Below are 24,448 nucleotides of genomic sequence, written 5' to 3' on the forward strand. Positions count from 1 at the left end.
ATCCACGGGGGCAAACCAAGTCTGCCTCCGTGGATTTCATCTATTCACCACCTCGATCAATATCCGGGGTTTTGTCTCAGATTGGTGTTGTTCCGTACTTCCGCAGTTGGAATTGGAAACAAAAGTTCTCTGGAGGTCACGGTCGGTCCGTAAGAAAACTGGTGTCCTACATAATCCTCGAAATCGCCGGTAAAAACGTTCATGGCTTTTCTCAGACGTACCATGTCAAACCAGGTTTTGTTTTCGTAACAGAGTTCATGCCACCTTTCCTTCCAAATCGCCTGGCGCAGCTGATCTTGGGACAATCCCTCAAGGTCAGGTAATTCAGCCCTTCTCCGGATTAAATTCACAGCATCGTACGCTGCTTGAGAGGGCCCGTTAGCCTCGTTAAGTGCTTCGGCATAGGTGAGCAGCACTTCGGCGTAGCGGTACACCGGCCAATTCATGCCGCTGCTGGTGGTGACTAGCTGTGCCTCTTCGTCAAAATGCTTCCAAATGTAGTAATCGCCCAATTGCAATACTTGGCTCCTGTCTGCCCTAAGGGTATATTCCGTAAAGAAAAATTGCTTTTCTTCGGTTCGCTTATCTCCTGTCTCGAAAGACCTTACAAAATCCGCATTCGCAAAGATTCCACCGGTTTCCGCATTGTACTGACTGATCCCTCTATTGTAGGGCAAAATCGCTTGTTGTACCGTGTTGGGTTGGATAAAGGCCGCATACTGAATCATAAAGATAAACTCCCCTTGATTTTTCAGTGAAACCGTATTCAGATCGGTATATCGAGGAAATAAAGAGAATTGTCCGGAGTCTATCACCTCTTTTGCCTTCGCCGCCGAGAGCTGATAATACTGAGACCCTTTTTGCAAGGGATAGCCAGCCATTGTCAAATAAACACTGGAAAGCATACTCTTTACTGCTCCCATGGATACCCTACCAGTTCCTTCTCTAAATGGCAAGCCAGATGTCTCAGCAGAGGTAAGATCCTCCACTATCAAATCATAAACTGACTCCACCGGTGAGGGTGAAGGGTACATTTCGGGCGAGGCAAGATCAATAACACCCGTGATCAATGGAATTTCGCCAAAAATTCGAACGAGATGGTAATAATAGTAAGCACGTAAAAAGCGAGCCTCTCCAAGCAGCCGGTTTTTTGCTGCTTGGTCCATCTGAATATCTGGAATTTTTTCGATTGCCAAATTCGCATTTTGAATGCCCCTATAATATGTGGTCCAATAGGTTTGTCCGTAGCCATTATCGGAGTTATTGATCAGCGAACGCACAAAAAGGCTGTTCTGAGCTTGCCCAAGTTCCGTATCTGCCAAACCTGTTGCAAACTCCAGCATCATCCAAGGCCCACCTCCAAAACCACTTGCCATAATCGGTGGTAAGCCCGCATAGATGGTATTGACCACGCTCGTGGCATGCTCAGGCCGAGTGAAATAATTTTCAAGTGTGAAGTTCGATTTGTCTGTTTCTTCCAGAAAATCGGCGCAGGACCATCCAGAGACCAACACGAGGCCCATGATCATTGTTCTAGCGATATGTTTTATGTACTTTTTCATTTTTTCACGTTTTTCAGTTATCCTTAAAGCCCTATATTCAACCCTAACATAAATACCCGCGGTTTGGGATACGCATAGAGGTCAACTCCCTGGTCAAACGCTGCACCGGAGGTACTGACTTCCGGATCATATCCTTGGAACGGAGTGGACAAAAAGAAATTCTGTACCGAAACGAACGCCCGAAGCCTGCTCAAATGAAGCCTTTGCACCAGCTGGGGCTGAAATACATAGGCAAACATCAAATTTCTACCCCTCAAGAAGGATCCATCCTGAAGCCTGTCTGTATCGTTGAAGGTATTGTACCCTGCAGACATCGGTCTGATCTCAGCTATATTGGTATCCTGGTTTTGGGGCGTCCAAGCATTGAGTACTGTTCTAAAGCTGTTGGCAATACCAGTACGGTCCTCCGCAGAGTGTTTGCTTCTCCAGAGCACTCCATTTCCGTACATGAATTGTAAATCAACGAGTAACTCAAAATTCTTGTAGTTAAAGGTATTCATCAAGGTACCGAAGCCCTTTGGAATGCCCTGTCCCATAATCACCCGGTCACGGTCATTGATTACACCGTCTCCGTTTACATCTTCATACCTGATATCACCGGGACGTTTACCAAAGCTCGCCGCCAAATCCGCCTCGTCCAGATTCCATGTACCCAAGTGTACAAATCCAAAGAAGGAGCTTACAGGATATCCTTCCCTGATAATCGTGCTGGCTCCTATGATATCGGCACCTCCGGTCAATTCCAATACGGTGTTTCTGTTCAGTGATATATTGAAATGGGTGTCCCACTTAAACCCTTTGGTGTCCACGTTGACCGAGTTCAGGGCTATTTCAATACCCTTGTTCTCCATGCTACCAATGTTCCGGGTAACGTTAGAATATCCACTGCTGGAAGGAACCGGCGCACTTAGGAGCATGTCTCGGGTTAACTTGCGATATAAATCCAATTCTAAGGTTAAGCGATTGTTGAATAACCCCAATTCCAGCCCCATATCGGTCTGAAAGGTTCTTTCCCAACGTAGGTCTGGGTTGGCCAGTCGGTTTACGCCCAACCCGATTGCCCGCTGGTCTCCGAAAATAACCGTATAGTTCCCCATACCTGCCAAGGACTGAAAGGCCGGTATCTCCGAGTTACCGGTAATACCGTAGCTGGCACGCACCTTCAAATTGGAAACGGTATTGCTGTTTTTAAGAAAATCTTCCTCCGACACCCTCCAAGCAGCCGCTGCGGAGGGGAACACCGCATATTGATTTGCCGCTCCAAACTTAGAAGACCCATCGATCCTTCCAGTGAAGGTTACCAAGTACTTTTCCTTCAGATTGTAATTGAATCGTCCAAAATAGGAATTCAATGCGTAAGCAGTATAATTGGAAGTTGTTTGAAACACGTTTGCTCCCGCTCCTAGATTATAAAACTTAAAGTAATCATCTTGAAAATCCTGCGACCTAGCCATGGATTGGAACCTGTCCACTTGCTGCCAGGAGAGTCCTAACAATGCATTGAATGACTGATTTTCATCGATCTCTTTGTTGTAGGTAAGGTAATTTTCGAACTGCCAGGAATTATGTCGATCGTTGGTAACAGACGCATCCCCCCGTTGATTTCGGGCGATAAAGTTTAGCATCCTACCACCGTAATAGTCCGTGCGTTGATTGATGATGTTTGTCGCTAAGATAGATCTGAACTCAAGCCCTTTTGCCAAGTAAAAATTGGCATACACATTTCCCAAAATAGTCTGTGTGCTGAGTTCATACACACGATCTTCCACCACATGCAGCGGGTTGTTGCCACCTTCCATGCCTGGGTAGTGTTCGTTGCCACCCCAGCTTCCGTCCGGATACCGTACCGGTATAATCGGCAAGGCCTCCAACACCTGACGCATGGCGATGATACCTCCTGCACCCAGCGGGTCAATCTGGCTTTCCCGCTGATCGTTATAAGCAAGCGAACCCCCCACCTTCAGCCAATCTTTGATTTGGCTATCAAACACGAAACGGGCAGCGTAACGCTTCAACCAAGAACCACGCATCAAACCCTCTTCGTTGCGGTGGTTCAAAAACACACCGTAACTGTCCTTTTCATTTCCACCAGTAAAGGCCAACTGATGGTTTTGGGTAATTGCCTGACGGAATGACTCGTCTTGCCAGTCGGTATCGTATAGTGGATTTCCGTTGGAATCAAAAAGCCTGGGATCTGTCCGCTTTAACCTCGGATCTCTATAAATCCCGTTTGCCCAACCATTCGGATCATACTTTTGGGCGTTTTGATATGCTAGTTCCTCCACCCGCAAGAACTCTTCGGAATTTAACAAAGGTATTTTTCGTGGCAGCACTCCTACGCTGAAATCTGTATCGTAGGATATAATACCCCCCTTGGAACTTCCGCGCTTAGTAGTTACCAAGATAACTCCGTTTGCTCCACGAGCACCATATATTGCGGTGGCGGAAGCATCTTTCAATACCTCCACTGAAGCAATGTCGTTGGGATTGATATAATCGATGGGAGTACTACCATTGGCCAATCCAGTGGCATGTATGATCACCCCGTCAATTACATAGAGCGGATCGTTGGCGATACTTACGGAGGTATTTCCTCTGATACGGATATTGGCCCTGCCGCCTGGACGTCCGGAGTTAACGGAAACGTTTACTCCTTGAATCCTTCCAGAAAGTGCTTGATTCAGAGAGGCCGCCGGTCTTTCCTGTAGTGCCTGGGCGCTCACCGATCCTACCGATCCGGTCAAATCCGATTTTCGCTGGGTTCCATAACCCACCACGATCACCTCTCCCAAATCGGAATAGGAGGAACTCAAAAAAATCTCCATATTGGTAATACTGGAAGAAACGACCGTCTCCTTGGTCTCATAGCCAATAAAGCTGGCTACAATCACCTCCCCGTCAGACACTTGTAGGTTAAACTGCCCATCGATGTCGGTCACCGTACCCCGCTGGGTACCTTTTACCAATACAGACACCCCCGGAATCAACTCCGAGTCTGCCTGAGACTTCACCACGCCCGTAAGGGTTCGGGTTTGCTGGGCGAAAGCCGCAGACCCGATTAACAGACTCATCACACACAAAAGCAGCCATCTGCCGTTGTGTAAATTGTACACTGTTCGATTCATAAATAATTAGGTTAAGTTGAAATTATTGTTTTTTATAGTTTATTTTAATTTTTCCAAGACCGGATAAACCAAAATAAATCATATATAAACTTAGCATTTCAAGAATAAACCCCCATCCTGTACTGTCCTGCTTTTTATGATATCTTATAAAGTATTTCCAAGGAAAAATAGCTTAAATTAACCGAAAACCATCCTAAAAACGCTAAATACTGCCGACCAGCCCCAAAAAACACCGAATATCACGAATAAAGTGTTTACAGGATGAACAAAGAGTGAAAATAAGCAAATCAACCCCCCAATTTCAATGGCAAACAGAAACAAAATCGCTGAGTTTTGTAATTTGCAGCCTAAACCTAGTAAACCAAACGACGATGAATCCACCAATCGGTTTAACTTTCGCCCTGCTCATTTTTACATTTCTTTCGTGCGGTAGCCCCCAATCATCCAAAGGCACCCGATCGGCCACGGGAATCTCAGAAGAAATCTTCCTGTTCTCCTATTTTGTAGGCAACGGTGAAGACGGCCTGCATTTCGCCTATTCGGAAGATGGCTATACCTGGGAAGCGCTATCTGAAGGAGCCTCATTTCTAACGCCTACTGCCGGTGAAGATAAACTCATGCGAGACCCATGCATCATCCGTGGTGGTGACGGAAAGTTTCACATGGTGTGGACGGTAAGCTGGAACGAAAAAGGTCTCGGCTACGCTACTTCCGAAGACCTCATTCACTGGTCTGAGCAACGGTTTATTCCGGTAATGGCCCACGAAGAAGGGGCAAGGAATACCTGGGCACCCGAAGTATTCTACGACGAGGAATCCGACCTCTATTTGATCTTTTGGTCTACCACGATCACGGGACTTTATCCAGAAACCCAATCCATGGAAGAAAATGCCTACAACCACCGAAAATACTATGTGACCTCCAAAGACTTCGAAGCCTTTTCGGAAACCAAGCTCTTTTACGAGCCGGGCTTTAACGTCATAGACGGGACGCTGATCAAAGAAGGTGGGCAATACATCCTGTTTATCAAAGATGAAACCCGTGAACCTGCCCAGAAGAATATTCGAATAGCTAGAAGCAATCGACTAACGGAGGGATATGGGCCAGCGAGTGCACCGATTACTGGAGACTATTGGGCAGAAGGTCCTACACCCGCCAAAGTGGGAGACCGATGGATCGTCTACTTCGATAAATACATCGACCATCAGATGGGTGCCGTGGCTTCCTACGACCTAGAAAACTGGGAGGACATTTCCGACAAAGTGAGTTTTCCGGAAGGCACGAGGCACGGCACTGTCTTTAAAGTAACCAAGCAGGAATTTGAGCACTTGGTAAAAAACGGGCCGGCAAACTAACCTCTAGCCCCTTCGTACGATCCGGATAGCTCCGTTTCGCTTCTCTTGTTTGATTCGGTAGCCCAATAGATGAAAAATCTCGCGGTGAAAAAAGCGGGCAATTCTCGGATTCACCCAGTAGATGGCACTTTCGACCGGATCCTTTTCCACGCCGGGCAGCCAAGCGATAAGTTCGGAAATACCCGCCCTCCGAAGCCATTTGGAGAGGACCAACCAAAACCTGGAAACCCTGCGGATAATAAAAAAACCATCGCTGCCTTCCACTTGGTATAGGGGCATGAACATGAGACCGGTATATGGCGCGTAGATAACACCCTGCTTATCGGAGGCTAACCGCTGCCCTTTTGTTACCGGCTGAAAATTAATATAGCCCAGGTCCATGGCAAAGCCCTCCATCGGGCGCACATCGTGCCGGTAGCGTATTTCGTAAAATCCCGAAGGAATCGCCAAAGATTCCGACAGCTGTTTTTCCAGGCCTGATTTTTCACCGTCGGAGAGTGTTTTTATTCCCCAATGACACAGGGCCAACTCCAAGAAAGCCCGGTGCCGAAGTATGGAAGCTGTAGCCCCGTGCCTGCCAGCTTCAAACCCCAATGCGGGGAATCCCAAATTGTTAATATGGCTCATCAATGGCCCCTCCAAAAACTCCTCTATCCCCAAAATGAGGGGCACCGGGAACCTTTCGGCCAATTGACGGTTGGCAAGCGAGTCGTTGAAGGGAAGAAAGGCCCCGCTTTCCGCAGAAGTGGTGTGTAGGTCTAAAAAACAAAGTCGTCCGGCTCCATATTTCCGGATTATCTCTGAAATCTCGGTATCTAACTCCTTTAATTCCGCCAATTCATGCGTGGGTGGCCAGTTGGACTCCGTTTCGGTACGGGCCCTGTGCAGGTGTTCCGCTGTCCATATCCGGTTAAAATCCTTGTCGATAAAACGCCTTCCCAAGCTCAGGGCTTTCTTATTACCTATCAACACAAACAAGTTGCCTAGCAGGGTAGGCGAGGAAAGCCGTCCTTCTACTACCATCTCCTCGACTGCTTGAATAGACGCTTTCTCGTTGCCATGCATCCCCACAAACACCACCATCGTTGGATCGGTAGGCCCTTTTTCCACACGGTAGAGGGTGCGATTATGAAGGGACGTTTGGTCACTATGAAAGGCGGCTTGCTTTTCAGGCTTCATGATCTTTCATCTTTTCCCACAGCTGCTGCGTGTCCCTATCCGTAATCAAACCAATCAGTCGGTTCCCTTCTACCACCGGCAAACAACTGATTTGCTTGTCCACCATCAATAAGATAGCGAACCTTATATCCGCGTCCTTGCCAACGGTGACCAAGTCGGTGCGCATGACGTCTGCCGCAGACAGCAACCGATCCGGTTGATTCGTGTCTTTAGCCTGACCGATCATTTTATGGGTGATCAATCCCTTTAAATTCCCTTTTCTATCCTCCACCGGCACATGTCGTATGCGCTTCCAGTCCATAATCTTCTCTACCAAATCCAGTAAATCCTCCTCCTGTACTGTGATGAGGTCGGTGGTCATAAAGTTACCTATCCAATCGTAAGGCATGCGGCAATCCTCTATCTCCAACTTGGTTGGCAGTCGCCAAGAATGTACCGGAAGTCCTGACATCCTACGGGTGTGCATGGCGGCAGTCACCCCTACCATGGCCTCCTCCCGTGACAGGGTCTTTTTGAGGTTCCTAAAGCTTTTTACGGTCCATACACTGCCATTTAATCCCTTTTTCACCCTACCCTCCAGCACGTTCAGGTACCTATCTGCTTCCTCCAGCTCAATGCCACAATCCAGCAAACCCTTTCTAGCCGATGGCAGCAAATGATCCAGCAGGAGATTACGGGAAGGAATCGCTTTTCCTTCCCATACCATGCTACTGTGCAGGCCGGAAGTAGCGGCTCGGTAAAAATTACCCTTTGCATCTTCGAAAGATTTATGTTGCCAAGCTCCTTTATAGTGCTCCGGCATGGCTTTCATCAACCCCACCCAAAAGGCAAAGTTTGCCATTTCATCAATCACACTGGGACCGGAAGGGAGGTACCTGTTTTCGATACGTAAATGGGGAATGCCTGACCCCACACCGTAACAGGGTCTGTTCCACCGCCAGATGGTGCCGTTGTGCAAATTTAGTGCAGCTAGCTTAGGGATGCCCCCTTTCTTCAGCACGCTCATGGAATCCTCCTCCACCGTATCGGTGAGAATCAGCGTAAACCGGGCAATCGCTTCCTTGTAGATTTCGGTGATTTCACTCACCCAACCCTTGCCAAAGGAAACGCGCTGTTCCTTTTCCCGGAGGTGATATCCCTTGCTCCGGATATCGATACTTTGCTGAAAAAGCGAAATCCGGGTCTCGCTCCAAAGTTCCCGCCCAAATAACAATGGGGAGTTGGTACAAGCAGACAGCACCGGCCCGGATATCATCTGAGCCCAATTGTATTGATCCACAAACTCATCGGGGTCGACCTGCAGGTGGCACTGAAAACTGGTGTTGCATGCCTCAAAAAGAATATTAGTATGAGCCAAAATCAACTCATCTACTCCGAGGATATTTAGCTCAAAATCTTCCCCCCGCAATTGGCGAATCACTTCATCGAGCGCATAGAACCGTGGATTCGGGGTCATGAAGTCCAACTCACCCGAACGAATATCAATGGAGGGCAGTATTCCACTTAACACCACTTTATCTCCAACCGCCTTCGCTGCCTGATCTGTCTTTGCCAAAAGCGCCTGCAATTGCTTCTCCATCTTGGAAAAGCACTGCTTTTTCAACACCTGAGGATCTAGGTTAATCTCCAGGTTATACAGGGCGAGCTCTGTGGTCAGGTGGGGGTCATTGACCCGGTTCAACACCGCAGGCCCTTTTCGGGATGGCTTATAGTAGGCGTCAACCAGCGAGAGCTCCTGCTCCGCTCCTATACGCTGAATGTTCTTCTCAATAAGATTTCTCCTTAGCATCTCATCCAAGGCTTCCACGTCTAGCAGCAAATGCTTGAGAAATTTCTTTCGTTCTATCTTACTTTTCTTCGAACGGACTTGCTGTTGTCCCATAGGCTAGATCGTTACAGGTATGCTTGCGGAGATGGGCCCTTGGCTAGCAGTCGACCCAATTGACGGAAAGAGCCAATCCTCCTTCGGATGTTTCTTTATATTTCCCATTCATGTCCCTGGCGGTTTCCCACATGGTGCGAACCACCTTGTCAAGGGATACCTTCGTATGTTCCAGGGAAGTTTCCGTCGCCAACTCTGCCGCGTTTATGGCTTTTATGGCCCCCATGGTGTTACGTTCAATACAGGGTACCTGAACCAGACCGGAAATGGGATCACAGGTCAGGCCCAGATGATGCTCCATAGCGATTTCCGCTGCGGTCAAAACCTGCCCGGGACTACCGCCTAGCAGCTCGCAAAGACCAGCTGCAGCCATCGCGCTGGAAACGCCGATCTCCGCCTGACACCCTCCCATTGCGGCAGAAAGAGTGGCGTTTTTCTTGAAAATACTGCCAATCTCAGCTGCCACCAGCAGAAAGCGAAATACCTCATCCCTACCCGATTGCGCATTTTCAAAGGCCAGGTAATATAGCAACACGGCAGGGATTACGCCTGCACTGCCGTTGGTGGGAGCGGTAACCACCCTACCGAGTGCTGCATTGACTTCGTTCACGGCTAGCGCAAAGCAGCTAACCCATTTCATCACCCGTCGGAATCCTCCCTCAGAGCGCCGGACAGCCGCCAGCCACTCCTGCGGACCAGAATATAGTTCCTTTCCGATGAGTCCCTTATGGAGCTCAAAAGCCCGGCGTTTCACATGCAACCCTCCTGGCAATACCCCTTCTGTATGACATCCCAGGTATATGCTTTCCAACATGGTCTCCCAAATCTTCCATAACCCCGATTCGATAACCGGCTTATCACGTAGCGATAGCTCATTTGCCCAAACGATATCGGAAATGCGCTTATTCTCTCGGGTACAATAGGCCAGCAGTTGATTCGCCTTTTCTATCGGAAAGGGAAACTGTGCGCGTACAGCGGGAGATTTGTCTTTCTCGCCTTCTTTCTGCACGAATCCACCTCCCACCGAATAATACGTTTCTCCTATCACCCCATCGGCCGTAAACGCTTCGAAGCGAAGACCATTGGCGTGGTAGGGCAGAAACGTTCCATGAAAAAAAATGTCCTTGTCCACCTCGAATGGTATTACATGACCCCCGGCTAGCCGAAGAATCCCCTGTTCCCGAATTTGGTCCATTAACGCGCCCAGCTGATCCACCGGAAACTGAACCGGATCCAACCCGCACAATCCCATCGTTACCGCCAAATCCGTGGCATGGCCTCTGCCAGTAAGGGACAGGGAACCATAGAGGTGCACGTGGACTTTAGTCACCGATGCCAGCCTGTCGGCGCCCAACTCTTCCAAAAACAGGGAGCCGGCAATCCAAGGACCCAAGGTGTGGGAACTGGAAGGACCGACACCGATTTTTAATATATCAAAAACTGAAATATTTTCCATACTGACACCAAACCGTTTCACTCCTTAACTGGCTAAATATACACCCGAAAAACTGAACCATCAGCATCACATAACCTAGCTGCTTGTTCTTTGCCACAGGAGCAGGAGAAAGGAAAGCGGCCACATCCCAAAAAGATGGGCTTCATTTGCAAGCATCCGCGAAAACTACTTCTCAAAGGTAATGCCATCCGGTCGTGCACCCAGTTGCTCTAAACTGCTGCTCACATCCTTTACCATTCCCTCCGGGCCACACACGTAAAACTCCTGGGAAAAATCGGACAGTTGCTCGTTTAAAAATGCCATATTCACCATCCCATGGTGGTGCCCATCGACTTTTTCATCGCTCAAAATGGACAGGAAATTCTCCCCAAGCAAATCGTAAAAATAGGATTCCAACACCACATCTTTCCCTCTTTTATTGGCAAATATCAGTTTGTGTCCCGCAAGTTGTCCCTTGGATTCAAGCAGCCGAAGAATACTGATAAAGGGTGTAATACCCGCACCGCCTGCAATAAATACACCTGGCCCTCTATAGGTGATGGCACCCCAAGCATCTCCGATCAACAGACGATCTCCTTCCAACAACCCATCCACCTGATAGGTTACCCCTTGATGGTCTCTGTAGGATTTGATCACAAACTCCAAATGCTCCTCTTCGGGAAGAGAGGTGAAGGTAAACGGACGTTTTTCATCCCGCCATCCTTCCTTGTCAATGGCCACTTCGGTAGCTTGCCCCGGAACGAAGGTATATCCACGTGGCTTTTCCACTTTTATTTCCTTTACATCGTGTGTAAGCGATCGGACACTGATAATCTTTACGTTATTACTCATGTATTCGGTATGTTTGGTTTATAGGTGTTACTGTGCAAATACCGTTCTATTCTTTTAATCGTCGGATTTAAATGATACCTTACCCCAAAACAAACGCCAAATAGGTCTATGAACAGATGCTTTTTGGGCAATTTGCTCCTCGCATTCGGAATTTTAATCCTGTTCGGCTGTGGAAAGAACAATCAGCTTTCGAAAACGGAAGGCATCCCTACGCTGGTAATTCCCCACTCGGAGGCATCCGCTAAACCGGCTTGGTTGACAGATTATTCCGACGAGACACGGGCTATTCCCTTAGAAAGTACACCCAAAAGCCTCATATCCTACATAGGCGATGTAGCTTTTGGCGAAACTTACATCTATGTGCTCAACTTGGGTGCTGATCCCTCCATTATGCAATTCGATTGGGATGGACGGTATATTCGCAGAATTGGAATAAACGGTCAGGGACCAGGTGAATTCCAAGTGCCTACCTCCATTGCCTACGATGGCCGACGAAAACGGTTGATCGTATGTGCTCCATTTGATCACAAAACACTGATTTTTGAAGAAGACGGAACCCTCGTCGAGGAGTACATAGATAAGACGCGCATGCTCTCGGCAACCTTCGTTACCTCCGACCACTATTTTTTCTGGGAAAGCCAATACGGGGAGCCACACGAAAATGGCTTTTTAGTCAATAATCGGTTACACGTGTTAGGTAGTGAATTTGACACCTTAGCCAGCCCCGCACACAACATTCATTTGATCCGCAACCTTGGGCTGGTGTACCGACAACAAAATTTCGTGTTTCAGGTAAATGACACCAGCTACTTCTTTCTGCCCACCCTCCTGCCAGAAACGTATCGACGAGACACCTTATATACAGTTTCCAATAATTTTGAGCTAGTACCCGAAGTGAACTTTCGGTTTCGGGAAAGCGTATCGGAAGCCACTTTCCCACCGGAATTCAGCATGGGAGATGTGCAGGTTACCCCCACACTCTATCAGGTACAGTATCGCTACAAGGGAGAGCGCTACCTATATATCCATGAAAAAAGCAATCGGAAATCCTCGGTAGTAAAGGGAGGGTTCCAAGACCCAAAATTCCCAGAAACAGGAATGCCCTTTTCAAAATCAAACGGGACCTCCTACTTTGTCATCGAACAGCGAGATGCTGTAGGACAGGAAGATAATCCCATGCTGCTTTGGGTACGGTGGAAATAAGCGCTTAATTCCAATTGTCCCTATGGCCTGTGGCGGCATGAAATCTAGCACGACGCAGGCGACACACGGTGGGATGCCCCGATGGCTATAGGGGCAAACATGCGACCTAAAGGCCGGTAGGCAGGGATTCCATCTGAACATTAAAAATCAATTATAGACAGATGAAAGTCTGTGCACACCTAAAAAATACACTCTTAACCAAGCTATAAATAATAACTAATCTTTTTCTAATCGCAGCGTAGCCTATTTTCACAATACATCCGTAATGTTACAAGTTTGAATGCAATACAAGGAAGAATAGTGTTGCTTGTGACTGATTATCCGTCATTTAGATAATTCAAACATCCAACCCAAAATTTTCTGAATTCTCAGAAACGACCAAGAGCCTCCTTCACAGGCAGGGATTTCCATTTATGTAATATTAAACGTAAATCAACCGGTAATTCCGAACTTGGCAAGTGCCCTAAAAGGTATTACCCTCCCTTTGCATAGGCTATAGAAAAACAAGTAATTCATACTACACCTATCTCCCTATTAAGCGATTACCAAAACCCAAAGCCAAGGCATCAACAACCTCTTTAACACTACTTTACCAATTCCACCAATACGATGAAAGGCTATGAAGGCAATCCGCCTATAAAAGACGAGATTTCTCGGGATGTATACCTGAATCTCTTCCAAAAACTAAAATCACCTTCCTTTATTTGGAAAAAAAAGGACGAAGACTACACCTTAGTAGATTACACCGAAGAAGCTCTAAATTACTTTCAGGAGTCTGGAAAGCCTTTTCATGGTAAGAAAAGTAGTGAACTGCTGGCGCAATGTATAGAAATGCACCAGGATTTGGAAACCTGTACCAAAAACCAACTAGATATAGAGCGGGAATATTCTTTTACAAACACAGGCTTCGAAAAGGAAAAAAGAGTTAAGGTGTATTACAAATGCCTCAATTCGGATTTCACATTCGTCCAACTAGAGGAAGTGAAAATCGCCGAAGAGAACTATTCAAAAAACGTCAAAGAACTATTAAAGTTCATAGAAGGCAGTCCGGCTGCATTAGCCATGCTAGACACTGAAATGTGTTATCTAGCTAGGAGCGATAAATGGATTGCCGACTATAATTTGATCGGCAAAGAGCTAATTGGCAAAAGTCACTATGAAATTTTCCCCGAAATTGGCGCTGAGTGGAAAAAAATTCATCAAGAATGTTTAAAAGGCAAGGCCGATAAAAGAGACGAAGATTACTTTATCCGTCAGGATGGAAGTATAGACTGGGTTCGATGGGAAATACGTCCATGGTTTCAGGATAACGGAGAGGTGGGGGGAATCATCCTGTTTACGGAACTAATAACGGAGAAAAAACGAATCGAAAAAGAACTAAAGGATCAAGTAATTCGAAGTGAGACGAATGAGGCAAAATTAATTGAAGCCCAAATGGTCTCAAAACTCGGTAGTTGGGAGACAAATCTTTTAGACTTAACGGTAAATTGGTCGCCAGAGACCTACAAGATTTTCGAACTGGATCCTAGGGCATTCCAGCCAACGCATGAATCCTTCCTAGACTTCGTCCACCCCGATGATAGGGATATGGTACACCATAAATTTATCGCTTCATTTAACACCAAAAACTATAATTCTGTCGAACATAGGATTATTACGGCAAAAGGAAATATAAAAATTGTAGAGGAAAGGTGGAAGATTCTCTACGATGAATCAGGCAAACCTTTACGGACATTTGGAACCTGTCAAGATATCACCGAACGAAGGTTGATACAGCAGGAGTTGCTGGAGACAAAAAAAATATCCGAGGAAAATGAATACCGCCTAACGCTGGCAGTAGAAGCCGCTGAACTGGGAGTCTGGGACTGGAACCTTCAAACAAATGAATTGATTTGGGACAATCGCATGTACGCCCTGCATGGTTTCACGGAAAATGAAACAAAAAATACCTTTGAACATTGGGCACATACGCTTCACCCTGAAGACAAATCGGCGGTCATCACAGAGCTTGAGCAGGCAAAAAGAGAAGAAAGAAAATTCGATTCTTCGTTCAGAATTGTCAAACCTAACGGACAAATAGCATATATAAAAGCAGCCGGAATTTTCCTTAAGAACGAACTCGGTCTTCCTTATCGAATGATCGGAATGAACAGAGATATCACTGAACTAGTCAATAGTATTAAAAATACCGAAGAAAGTGAGGAAAAGTTTAGATTGGCTTTTATGACGGCATCAGATGCCTTCTCCATAGGAACAATTACAGACGGAAAGTTGCTTGAGGTCAATGATAAGTATTTTGACATATTCGGATACACGAGAGAAGAATGTATACATAAAACCTCCCAGGAACTCAACCTGTATAAAAACCAAGAGGATAGAGCACGTATACTACATGAGCTCAAGACAAAAGGGTATGTAAAAGATCTGGAGTTAGAAGGGAGGAAAAAGAACGGGCAGACCGTATTTGTCTCTATGTCTGTTAATTATTTCACAGCGAATGGAGAAGATTACCTCATTGGGTGCATAAGAGATATTACAGATCGGAGAAAAGCAGAGCAGAAACAGATAGCTAACTTAAAAATAATTGCAGATTACCGCAATGCACTAGATGCGTCTACTATAGTGGCAATCACCGATGCCAAAGGAAAAATAATTCACACAAATGAGAATTTTTGCAAAATCTCCAAATATACCAGTGAAGAGCTGATTGGTCAAGACCATCGGCTTATCAACTCGGGCTACCATTCCAAAGATTTTATCAAAACATTATGGAAAACAATCTCCTCCGGAAAAACTTGGAAAGGCGAGTTTAAAAACAGAGCCAAAGACGGCTCCTTTTACTGGGTTGACACCACTATAGTTCCCTTTCTAAACGAAAAAGGTAAACCTGTCAAATACATTGCCATACGGTCTGATATTACCGACAGAAAAATAGCAGAAGATGAGCGGCAAAAAATCATGAATGATCTAATACAAAGGAATAGGGATTTAGAACAATTCTCCTATATCGTTTCCCACAACCTTCGTGCACCGGTTGCAAATATTATTGGAATCAGCAATTTATTACTTGACTCAACATTGGATCAAGATCAAAAAGACCAATTGAATATTGGGTTAAAAAAGTCAATTCAAGGTCTGGACATGACCTTGAAAGATCTAAGTTATATCTTGCAAAAGAAGCATGAAATACACGAGAACAAGGTCACGGTAAATCTCACTAACCTTGTTGAAAATATTCAGGAAAGTATTCAAAACCTTATCAACAAAGAAGGTGCTGTTTTTATAGTCAATTTTAATGAGATCGATGAAATTAAAACCATAAAAAGCTACCTACATAGCATATTCTACAATTTGATCTCAAATAGCATAAAATACAAACAGAAGGCTGTTAACCCCATAATAGAGATAAAAAGCCAATTGTCGGAAAAAAATATCATTATCACTTTTAAGGACAATGGGATTGGAATTGACCTAACCAAGAAAAAAGATCAAATATTCGGATTATATAAACGATTTCATTTTCATACAGAAGGAAAAGGAATGGGACTGTTTATGGTAAAGACACAGGTAGAAACATTAGGTGGACGAATTGAAATTGATAGTGAAATAAATAAAGGAACCACATTTACAATCAGCTTTGAAAGACCAAATTAATTAGATAGTTTATATGAAATCAGAACCTCAATTTATGCTATTGGATGATGATCCAATCAATAACATGTTCAATAAAATGATTATCAAGAAGATATATCCGGACGCGTCTCTAATTGCCTTTGAAGAGCCACTAAAGGCGTTAGAATATCTAGAACATTCATTCGATCGTTCGTCTGTTGAGAAAACAACTCTCCTTCTAGATATTAATATGCCCGTAATGTCTGGATGGGAATTCATGGAAGAATTTGAGAACCTTGAGACCGCTATTAAAGAAAGAATAGTTATCTATATACTTTCTTCCTCCATAGATCCTAGGGATATCGAAAAAGCAAAAGACAACACGCATGTGATAAATTTTATTGAAAAACCATTATCCGCTGATTTTCTCAAATCTCTGGTATAAAATACGTTGTATGGCCCTGACAAAATTGAAAAGAACTAAGCCTTGGATCGAAGAACTATCCATCAAGCAAAATTGTCGGAACAGATGGGGCATGCCGAGCCTCATTGATTGAGAATTTTGTCTATATTTACAACGGGTCGGATCTTTTGTTCGTCCTTGGTTTTGATGGAGGCTCTATTAGAAGGCATGGTTTCCCAATTCTCCTACCTAGCATGGTTTGGGGTGACGATTCTTTATTTTTTACTCCTCTATTTTGGCCTGGGAAGCCTATTTCTCAGGGCGTGTAAATTCCTGGCCCGAAAAGATCTGCTCCAAATAATTGATACCCGAGAGACCTCTAGCCGTCAGCGTCGGTTTGAGATTCGCCACTCCCTGAAATCCATCGTCATCTTTGGATTCTCTTCCCTTCCCATTATCTACCTGATTCGGATGGACTTTATCTACCTGCTGCCAAACACGTGGATAAATATCCTCTGGGGCCTAATCCTACTGACGCTTTGGAACGAGGTCCACTTCTATGTGATCCACCGGATCATGCACCTCAAGCCTATGATGCAACATATTCACTACATCCATCACCGATCCACAGTCCCCACCGTCTATTCGGTGTACAGTTTCCACTGGCTGGAGGCATTCTTACTGAGTACGGTGCCTCTGACCATTGTTCCATTTATCCCTATGCCTATTGTAGCAGTATTTCTCTACCCTACAGTCAGTATCCTGCTGAACTTTGCAGGGCATTGCAATTACCGGTTTGGCACTGGCAGGGGCAATAGCTGGCGACTATTTGGCACGGCTCATCACGAGCACCACAGCAAGGGAAGGAAGAATTATGGTTTTGCCCTAAACCTTCTGGATAAGCTGTTTTCCAAACCAACGAAATAACCCATGCAAGAAGTATATATCACCAGTTCAGGCTCCTTCCTCCCCAATTCACCTATTAGCAATGCGGAAATGGAAGATTTTCTGGGCCGTATCCATGGAAAAGATAGCCGAAACCGAGAGCGCATACTAAAACAAAATGGCATCCAGACACGCTATTATGCCCTGGATAAGCAGCAGCAATCTACCCATTCCAACGCCGAGCTGGCCGCACAGGCCATCCGAACGGCACTGGAGAGAAGCCGCCTGCGGGCCAGCGAGATCGACTTATTGTGTACGGGAACCACCCAAGGGGATCTGCCCATACCGGGATTTGCCAGCATGGTGCATGCCGGTCTGGATTTGGGTACCTGCGAGGTTTCCAGCCACCAAAGTGTATGCGCCAGCGGTATCATGGCACTAAAAAATGCGTATTCCCAGATTAAATGCGGAGAAAAACAGAACGCCCTATCCGTGGGGAGCGAATTTGCAAGCAGGATGTTCAAAGCCTCCCGCTTTGAGGCCCAAGGGACGGATGCCCTTCCCTTTTCCGTGGAATTCCTCCGCTGGATGCTTTCCGATGGTGCAGGGGCATTCGTATTGCAAAACCAGAAAAATGAATCCGGGATATCCTTGAAGATCGACTGGATTGAATTGAAATCCCACGCCCATGAGTTTCCGGTGTGCATGTTTACCGGGAAAACAGACAACAAAAACGAAACCGAAAAAACCTGGCTGGACTACCCCAGCTATGAAGAGGCCTCAGCCGCCGGAGCCATCAATCTCCGGCAGGATGCTCGCCTGCTGGATAGCCTGGTAAAAACCGGTGTAGCCCACTATTTTGAATTGATCAACCAGGGGAAAATCCAACCAGCGGGCATAGACTGGTTTTGCTGCCATTACTCCTCGGAGGTCTTTAAGGGCCCCATCAAAGAGTTGATGATCAAGGGTGGCGGAGAAATCCCTGACGCGAAATGGTTTAGCAACCTTCCTACCAAGGGAAATACCGGCGCTGCTTCCATCTACATCATGTTGGATGAGTTGCTGTATTCGGACAGGCTACAAGCCGGCGACCGCATCCTGTGCATGGTGCCCGAAAGCGGCCGTTTCATTACTTCTTTTATGCACCTCACGGTGGTCGGGGAGGATAAAGCCGAAAAGAAGCCCTATACGACCCGGGAAATTGAATCTCCGGAACTAAACCTTGCCAAAAACGAAACCTCCGAGTGGCTCATTCGGAATCTTGCGCAGGTCTGGATTGATTTTGAGACCGAATTGCTCCAGGTGCCCGTCGTCGCCAAGATCCATCAGGGAAATCTCAGTCTGGCCGACTACAAGCTGCTCCTGACCGACCTGCGCCAACAGGTAATCGATGGCTCTCAGTGGATCTCCCGGGCCGCATCCCATATCGACATTGGGTTGTTTGAGCTGCGGTCGGCCTTTATCAAACATACCGCTGCCGAACACAAGGACTATCAACTGCTCGAACGGAATTTTGAGGCCCTCGGAGAGGATCTCGAGACCATCCGAAGCGGTGAGAAAAACATCGGTACCGTGGCCCTCACCTCCTTCGTTTTTCAACAGGCCAGTAAACCAAACCCCATCGATTTGCTGGGGGCCATGTTTATCATCGAGGGCATTGGCAAACGACTGGCCGGCTATTGGGGAAGGATGATCCAGGAACAACTCCACCTTAGAGACGATCAGGTATCCTTCTTTACCTACCACGGCGTGGCAGATGAAAATCACTTTCATAACCTAGAAAAGGCCTTGGAGCACCCGCTTATGAACCTAGACTTGGCCAAGCGAATCGTGAAAACGGCCAAAACTACTGCTAAACTCTACGCCATGCAGCTCAATGAGCTAGGCAACTACTGATCAACCAAACGACGACACCATGGATAATTTAACCCACGACGAAAGAGACCCGAACCCCTGGCTGGCCCTCTACCTCGACGATAGTATTCCGATTAACGCCACCACAAAGAGAGCCCTGATGCGGGACAATTCCTCCAAATCGGTGCGGTACCTGCTTCCCATCATAGAAGTTTGGTCCAAAGTCACCATGTTTTTTATCCATGTGTTCAAATATTTTGTGCCCCGTGGATTGAACTCCTCCCGTGTACTGCACCGGATTCTGGCATGGGGCTTGAAGAACTTTGTGAGTCCAGATGCCAATTTGCTTATTTTTAGGCACTTCCATGTGGGCACCGAGATCCTACAGTTTATCGCGGGAAATGTGCCTGGGGTATCCTTGGCAGGAAATCCCCTCAAACCGAAAGATTTTGATAGCATCAAGGAGGATCTGTTTTTGAAGCACGATTTAAATCTCTATAATTTTGTCATCAACCTAAACAGGCAATTAAAGGAAAGGGGGCTAACGATCCGCCCCCCGGAAAAATTAAACCTAAGCATGATCACCGAGGACCAGTTTGACCACATCGAATTTCCAAACCGATGGACCAACGTCTTGGATCTGCGTTCGGCTATAGAGTTGTTTACGCCATTTTACCAGCTTTTTCTGACGGCCAATGACTTCGTGCGTGCTTCCAATTCCCTGCAATTGGATGAAACCATCGCTATTTATACGTCCCAGATACTGGGAACACCCGCCCACTTGGGGTTGGTAAACAACAAGCACCCTATGGTGCCGGAAACAACCTATAGCGCGGCCTATCGATTGGTATTACATGGCCTGGCTGCCGAAACACTGCATGAAATTCTCGTTAAAATGAAGCTGAGCAAACTGAGTGACGGAATCATTACGCCACATTAATCGGCGTTGGGAACCCTACCCTCACCGAAATGCCTGGTCTTAAAGAGTTCAAGGGTATAGTCAAGAAGCGCACCATCACCGAAAGCCCCGTGGCCCGGCACCACTACCTTGACTTCCGGAAATCTCTTTTTGATCCGCTCCACGGTGTGAGACCACGCGAATACATTGGCGTCTCCTAGAAATCCTTTTTGTGCGCCGAGCTCCTTAACCAGGCAGCCTCCAAACAAAATATCCTCACTAGAAAAATATACCACCACGTTGTCCGCCGTGTGCCCCTCCCCATAATGCGTAGCCAGAATGGTTTTATCCCCCACTTTGAGTAAAAGTGAATCCGCAAAACCATGCTGGGGCAGGGCAAAGTTGTTTTCCGCAGCAAACTGTATCGTTTGGTGGGAAGCATAGGAAGGAATCCCCCAACTTTCAAACACCGGCAGTCCTCCCAAGCAATCCTTGTGAAAATGGGTAGGAACTACTCCTTTTACCTGAAAATCTGCGCTGTTTTGCAGCCATTCGATGAGTGCTTCCGAGCTTATGTCGTCTGTTGGCGTATCAAAGACGTAAGCCTCCCCTCCTCCCGTAAGTACGAGACCGTTGCAGGCAACCTTTCCAAAATCATCTGTTTGTAGATAAGAGGTATGGATGTAGGCATTTTCGGAAACCTGCGTGACCACCAGTTCCTCCGATCGAAACAATTCTTGCGGAAAAATGGCTTGATTTGATGGTGTGTTACAAGCGACCATTGTGATAGCTACGCATGTAGCCGAAATGACAAAAAGAGAATCTCTCATCCGCATGTTATTTTTGTTGTTGAGTGGTTAAACAAGTGACTAGTTACATGGCGTAGGCTACTCAAGCATTTTTAGCGTACTATTCCTGATAACTCCAATCAGAAATAAATATACTCAAGCAGCCGGAAATACAAAAACGAACATTCCTATGTGCTTTATACCTCCTTTTCGATTTTCCTTACTCACTACTTTATAGGCATGGCTAACGTTCGAGATACTGATTAATGAGCGGGGTTAGGGTCGGTGTCCCTTGAATAAATTTCCTTCCCTAATAATTTCATCTACCAGTTCAATAGTGTTTGAATTTCCCAAATCGTCTTGTACCTCTTTCTGCTTGATGTAATTAACTGCTTCGGAAAGCTTTCGGAGGGCTTTTACGAAGTTTGAAAAACGCTGTTCCCACCTGATATCTTTTTCATAACGTGCTTTTTTGTCTGTATCGCTTCCTGTAGCTGGAATACCTAAATCACATTCAGGTATCCGCATATCAAGCTTTGTGGGTATCCTCTAGCTGTTCTACACCCTAAAAGAACTCCTGTACGAAAAAACGAAGATTTCAGAGTCTTTGAGTTCGTACCGTCATCGGCAAGGTTCCTATAATGCAGAGATTGGGTATTATCTTCGCTTTTAAGCTGGTATAATTGAGCGTGAAATTTGCCCAAAACAGGTCAATAACCCACCGCCTGCCCATCTTTGCGCGACTCAGACGCGCCATAGTAAACCCCGTCCTTCAGCATGATGGCCTGGTACCCTCCATAGATTCCTTTGTCCATCCGGATCACATGCCCCTTATCCATCAATTCGCTGATGGTTTCATAGGGAAATCCGGACTCGAGAAAGGTTTCGCCAAGTCCCGGCACCCTGCCTCCTCTTGCGGATGTGCCGGAATGAAAGATCCTGGGTGCATCACCGGCCTCCTGTAAGTTCATGCCAAAATCGATGAGGTTCATCACCACCTGCACATGACCGGGTACCTGCATATCCCCACCCATCAGCCCAAAGCTGATAAAGGGCTTACCTTCCTTGGTGATAAAGGCGGGAATGATGGTATGAAAAGGTCGCTTTCCCGCTGCATACTGATTGATATGGCCTTCTTCCAGCACAAAGCCCGAGCCCCGGTTTTGCAGAATAAAGCCTAACCCATCTGGTACCACCCGGGAGCCTAATCCTGAAGACAAACTCTGAATCAGCGAAACCATGTTGCCCTCCTTGTCTGCCACGGTCAGGTACACCGTGTGATCCCCTGCACTCAAACCGGGATGGTATTCCCCAGCTTTTCCAGGATGGATAAGTGCACGTCTCTTTGCCGCATACTCCTTAGACAGCAGCTCTTCTAGCGGGATATCGCCAAAATCCGGATCTCCGTAGAACTTTGCCATATCTTCAAATGCCAATTTCTTGGCCTCCAAAAAGTGGTGCACATGCGCTACACTTCCATAGGACATCCCGGACATATCGAAACCTTCTAGGATATTGAGCATCTGCAGGACAGAGATGCCCTGTCCATTCGGGGGCAGTTCCCACACATCGTATCCCCGGTAATTGACCGAAACGGGCTCTACCCAAACCGGCTGATTGTTCGCCAAGTCTTCCTCTGTTAAGTATCCACCCTGTTCTTTTACATAGTCAGCAATGGTTTTGGCTACCGCACCCCGGTAAAACCCATCTCTAGCCTCTCTCCCTATAATTTCTAGGGTTTTGGCGAGATCCGGGTTTTTAAGGATTTCACCCTTTCTCGGAAATCGGCCATCGGTAAAAAAGACCTTTTTGAATGAGGGGTTATCAGATCTCTGAACACCTTCTTCAACAGTCTGAAAGAAATCCGCCACTTCCGAGGTAACCGGGATACCTGCATGGGCATATGAAACAGTAGGAGCCATCAGACGGGCAAAATCCAGTACACCAAATTTCTCGTGAAGAGCAACCCACCCGTCCACACAGCCGGGCGTGGTAATGGAAAGGGGACCGCCTCGATAGCTCCTTCCCTGATCTACTTCAGCCTTCAGCTGCGCATAGCTGAGCGATGCCGGAGATTTCCCGCTAGCATTGAGACCAAACAACTTCTGCTCCTTCGCAGACCACACGATGGCGAAGAGGTCCCCACCGATACCGTTCATAGCCGGGTCGGCCAACCCCAAAAAGGCATTGGCAGCAATAGCTGCATCTACCGCGCTACCCCCATCCTTCAGCACGTCCAAGGCTATCTGACTGGCTATCGGATGATTGGTAGCAGCCATCCCATTTTGAGCCAACACCTCCGACCTAGTGGCAAAGGACCTACCGGAAAGACGGTCCTGCGAATGCAACCCAGAGAGTCCAATACAACATAAAGCAATAAGGATACAAGTTGTTTTGATCAATTTCATAAGCGTAAAGGCTTTATTTCAGACGAGTAACGATTCGGTTCAATCTAAGCAAAAACTGGTTGACGAGAGGCCCCACTACATTCGGTTTCCTCCACCTACATGAAGCACCTGACCGGTGATCCAATCCGCCTGACTCGAAGCAAAAAAGATCACTGCATGGGCGATATCCTCTGGCTGACCGATCCGACGAAGCGGATACCCCGCCGCCAGTTCCTTCTCCACTTCCTCCGGCATCCACCCGGTCTGCACGGCACCCGGAGAAACCACATTTACAGTGATGCCGTAGAGGCCCAATTCTGTCGCTGCTGCGCGTGCATAACTCTCCATCGCAAATTTGCTTGCACCATAGGAGACGCTGGATGGATGGCATCGGGAACCATCCGTGGTAATATTCACGATACGGCCCACCTTCGCTCCGCGTGCAATATGCCTTTTGGCAAACTCCGTCATCATCAAGGCCACCGCGCGGCTATTGACCTGAAAATGGGCATCGTGCGTTGCAGCAGATACGGCCTTTAGCGCATATTCCTTTGCAAACACCAGATCCTGATCCACTACGGCCTGAGGCAAGAAGGTGTCCGGATCTGCCAGGGCGGCATTGTTTACCACTATATCCACCCGGCCCCAACGCTCCTCCGCCAAATCAAACAGCATCGGTATCGTAGAGGGATCCGACAGGTCCGTCTCTACGGTGAGGCAATCCCCTCCCATACCCTGTATCTCCTTAGCTACCCAATCGCCGGTTTTTCCGATTTCCCCGCAATAAAACGCTTTCCCGGGAGCAGTAGCCTGCACCACGGTCTCTCGGGTCTCTCCAAAAAACTCCGGGCTCTGACGCAAATACGTAACCAATACCTTCGCTCCCTCTCGGGCAAATGCCAATGCGATCGCAGCCCCGATCCCGTGATTCGCTCCCGTCACGATTACCGTTTTTCCCTGAAGCCCTGTGTCTACCATAATTCGGAAATCTTGCCCCTTACCTACTGTCCCAACTTTAAAGAGAAAGT

General features: G+C 46.9%; 17 protein-coding genes. 7 read left to right on the forward strand and 10 right to left on the reverse strand.

Annotation, left to right across the window (positions count from 1 at the left end; genetic code table 11):
• Nucleotides 1-56 precede the first annotated feature (56 nt).
• Together JJU34_RS14420 and JJU34_RS14425 are read right to left on the reverse strand one after the other, a co-directional pair.
• Complete coding sequence (locus JJU34_RS14420; protein ID WP_228693090.1) at nt 57-1,562, reverse strand: RagB/SusD family nutrient uptake outer membrane protein; 1,506 nt, start codon at nt 1,560-1,562, stop codon at nt 57-59.
• A 23-nt stretch (nt 1,563-1,585) separates the two neighbouring features.
• Nucleotides 1,586-4,687: a TonB-dependent receptor gene (locus JJU34_RS14425; RefSeq protein ID WP_228693091.1), complete on the reverse strand. Its 3,102-nt coding sequence runs from the start codon at nt 4,685-4,687 to the stop codon at nt 1,586-1,588.
• A gap of 371 nt (nt 4,688-5,058) precedes the next feature.
• On the opposite strand from JJU34_RS14425, the gene JJU34_RS14430 reads away from it, so the two are divergent.
• Nucleotides 5,059-6,042 (forward strand): glycoside hydrolase family 43 protein, encoded by a 984-nt coding sequence (locus JJU34_RS14430; RefSeq protein WP_228693092.1) that lies wholly within the window; start codon nt 5,059-5,061, stop codon nt 6,040-6,042.
• A 3-nt stretch (nt 6,043-6,045) separates the two neighbouring features.
• Here the strand turns inward: JJU34_RS14430 and JJU34_RS14435 are convergent, their stop codons facing one another.
• The 4 genes from JJU34_RS14435 to JJU34_RS14450 form a co-directional block, all read right to left on the reverse strand.
• Nucleotides 6,046-7,221 carry a succinylglutamate desuccinylase/aspartoacylase family protein gene (locus JJU34_RS14435; protein ID WP_228693093.1) on the reverse strand — a complete coding sequence of 392 codons (1,176 nt, stop codon included), beginning with the start codon at nt 7,219-7,221 and terminating at the stop codon, nt 6,046-6,048.
• Nucleotides 7,211-9,103 carry a CBS domain-containing protein gene (locus tag JJU34_RS14440; RefSeq protein WP_228693094.1) on the reverse strand — a complete coding sequence of 631 codons (1,893 nt, stop codon included), beginning with the start codon at nt 9,101-9,103 and terminating at the stop codon, nt 7,211-7,213. Before JJU34_RS14440 ends, JJU34_RS14435 begins: the two co-directional genes overlap by 11 nt.
• Before the next feature lie 43 nt (nt 9,104-9,146).
• Nucleotides 9,147-10,559 carry an L-serine ammonia-lyase gene (locus JJU34_RS14445; RefSeq protein WP_228693095.1) on the reverse strand — a complete coding sequence of 471 codons (1,413 nt, stop codon included), beginning with the start codon at nt 10,557-10,559 and terminating at the stop codon, nt 9,147-9,149.
• Between the two features lie 165 nt (nt 10,560-10,724).
• Entirely contained in the window at nt 10,725-11,390 is a 666-nt protein-coding gene (locus JJU34_RS14450; protein ID WP_228693096.1) for a flavodoxin reductase, read from the reverse strand.
• 108 nt (nt 11,391-11,498) lie between these two features.
• On the opposite strand from JJU34_RS14450, the gene JJU34_RS14455 reads away from it, so the two are divergent.
• The 6 genes from JJU34_RS14455 (at nt 11,499) to JJU34_RS14480 (ending at nt 20,287) form a co-directional block, all read left to right on the forward strand.
• Nucleotides 11,499-12,593 carry a 6-bladed beta-propeller gene (locus JJU34_RS14455; protein ID WP_228693097.1) on the forward strand — a complete coding sequence of 365 codons (1,095 nt, stop codon included), beginning with the start codon at nt 11,499-11,501 and terminating at the stop codon, nt 12,591-12,593.
• Nucleotides 12,594-13,202: 609 nt separating this feature from the next.
• Complete coding sequence (locus JJU34_RS14460) at nt 13,203-16,247, forward strand: PAS domain-containing protein (protein WP_228693098.1); 3,045 nt, start codon at nt 13,203-13,205, stop codon at nt 16,245-16,247.
• Nucleotides 16,248-16,260: 13 nt separating this feature from the next.
• Nucleotides 16,261-16,650, forward strand: coding sequence for a response regulator (locus JJU34_RS14465; RefSeq protein WP_228693099.1), 390 nt, complete (start codon nt 16,261-16,263; stop codon nt 16,648-16,650).
• Nucleotides 16,651-16,815: 165 nt separating this feature from the next.
• Nucleotides 16,816-17,535, forward strand: a complete 720-nt coding sequence (locus tag JJU34_RS14470; protein ID WP_228693100.1) for a sterol desaturase family protein — start codon at nt 16,816-16,818, stop codon at nt 17,533-17,535.
• Between the two features lie 3 nt (nt 17,536-17,538).
• On the forward strand, nt 17,539-19,389 hold the full coding sequence (locus tag JJU34_RS14475; protein ID WP_228693101.1) for a 3-oxoacyl-[acyl-carrier-protein] synthase III C-terminal domain-containing protein: 1,851 nt from the start codon (nt 17,539-17,541) through the stop codon (nt 19,387-19,389).
• 19 nt (nt 19,390-19,408) lie between these two features.
• Nucleotides 19,409-20,287, forward strand: a complete 879-nt coding sequence (locus tag JJU34_RS14480) for a hypothetical protein (RefSeq protein WP_228693102.1) — start codon at nt 19,409-19,411, stop codon at nt 20,285-20,287.
• On the opposite strand, the gene bla is transcribed toward JJU34_RS14480, so the two are convergent.
• The 4 genes from bla to JJU34_RS14500 form a co-directional block, all read right to left on the reverse strand.
• A complete protein-coding gene (gene bla, locus JJU34_RS14485; protein WP_228693103.1) occupies nt 20,284-21,075 on the reverse strand; it encodes a subclass B1 metallo-beta-lactamase in 792 nt (263 codons plus the stop codon). The genes JJU34_RS14480 and bla overlap by 4 nt on opposite strands.
• A gap of 234 nt (nt 21,076-21,309) precedes the next feature.
• A complete protein-coding gene (locus JJU34_RS14490) occupies nt 21,310-21,561 on the reverse strand; it encodes a hypothetical protein (RefSeq protein ID WP_228693104.1) in 252 nt (83 codons plus the stop codon).
• A gap of 182 nt (nt 21,562-21,743) precedes the next feature.
• Complete coding sequence (ggt, locus tag JJU34_RS14495; protein ID WP_228693105.1) at nt 21,744-23,441, reverse strand: gamma-glutamyltransferase; 1,698 nt, start codon at nt 23,439-23,441, stop codon at nt 21,744-21,746.
• Nucleotides 23,442-23,516: 75 nt separating this feature from the next.
• Complete coding sequence (locus tag JJU34_RS14500; RefSeq protein ID WP_228693106.1) at nt 23,517-24,398, reverse strand: SDR family oxidoreductase; 882 nt, start codon at nt 24,396-24,398, stop codon at nt 23,517-23,519.
• Nucleotides 24,399-24,448: the final 50 nt, after the last annotated feature.

Origin of the sequence: Lunatimonas sp., from assembly GCF_020832325.1 — a bacterium.
Classification (GTDB): Bacteria; Bacteroidota; Bacteroidia; order Cytophagales; family Cyclobacteriaceae; genus Lunatimonas.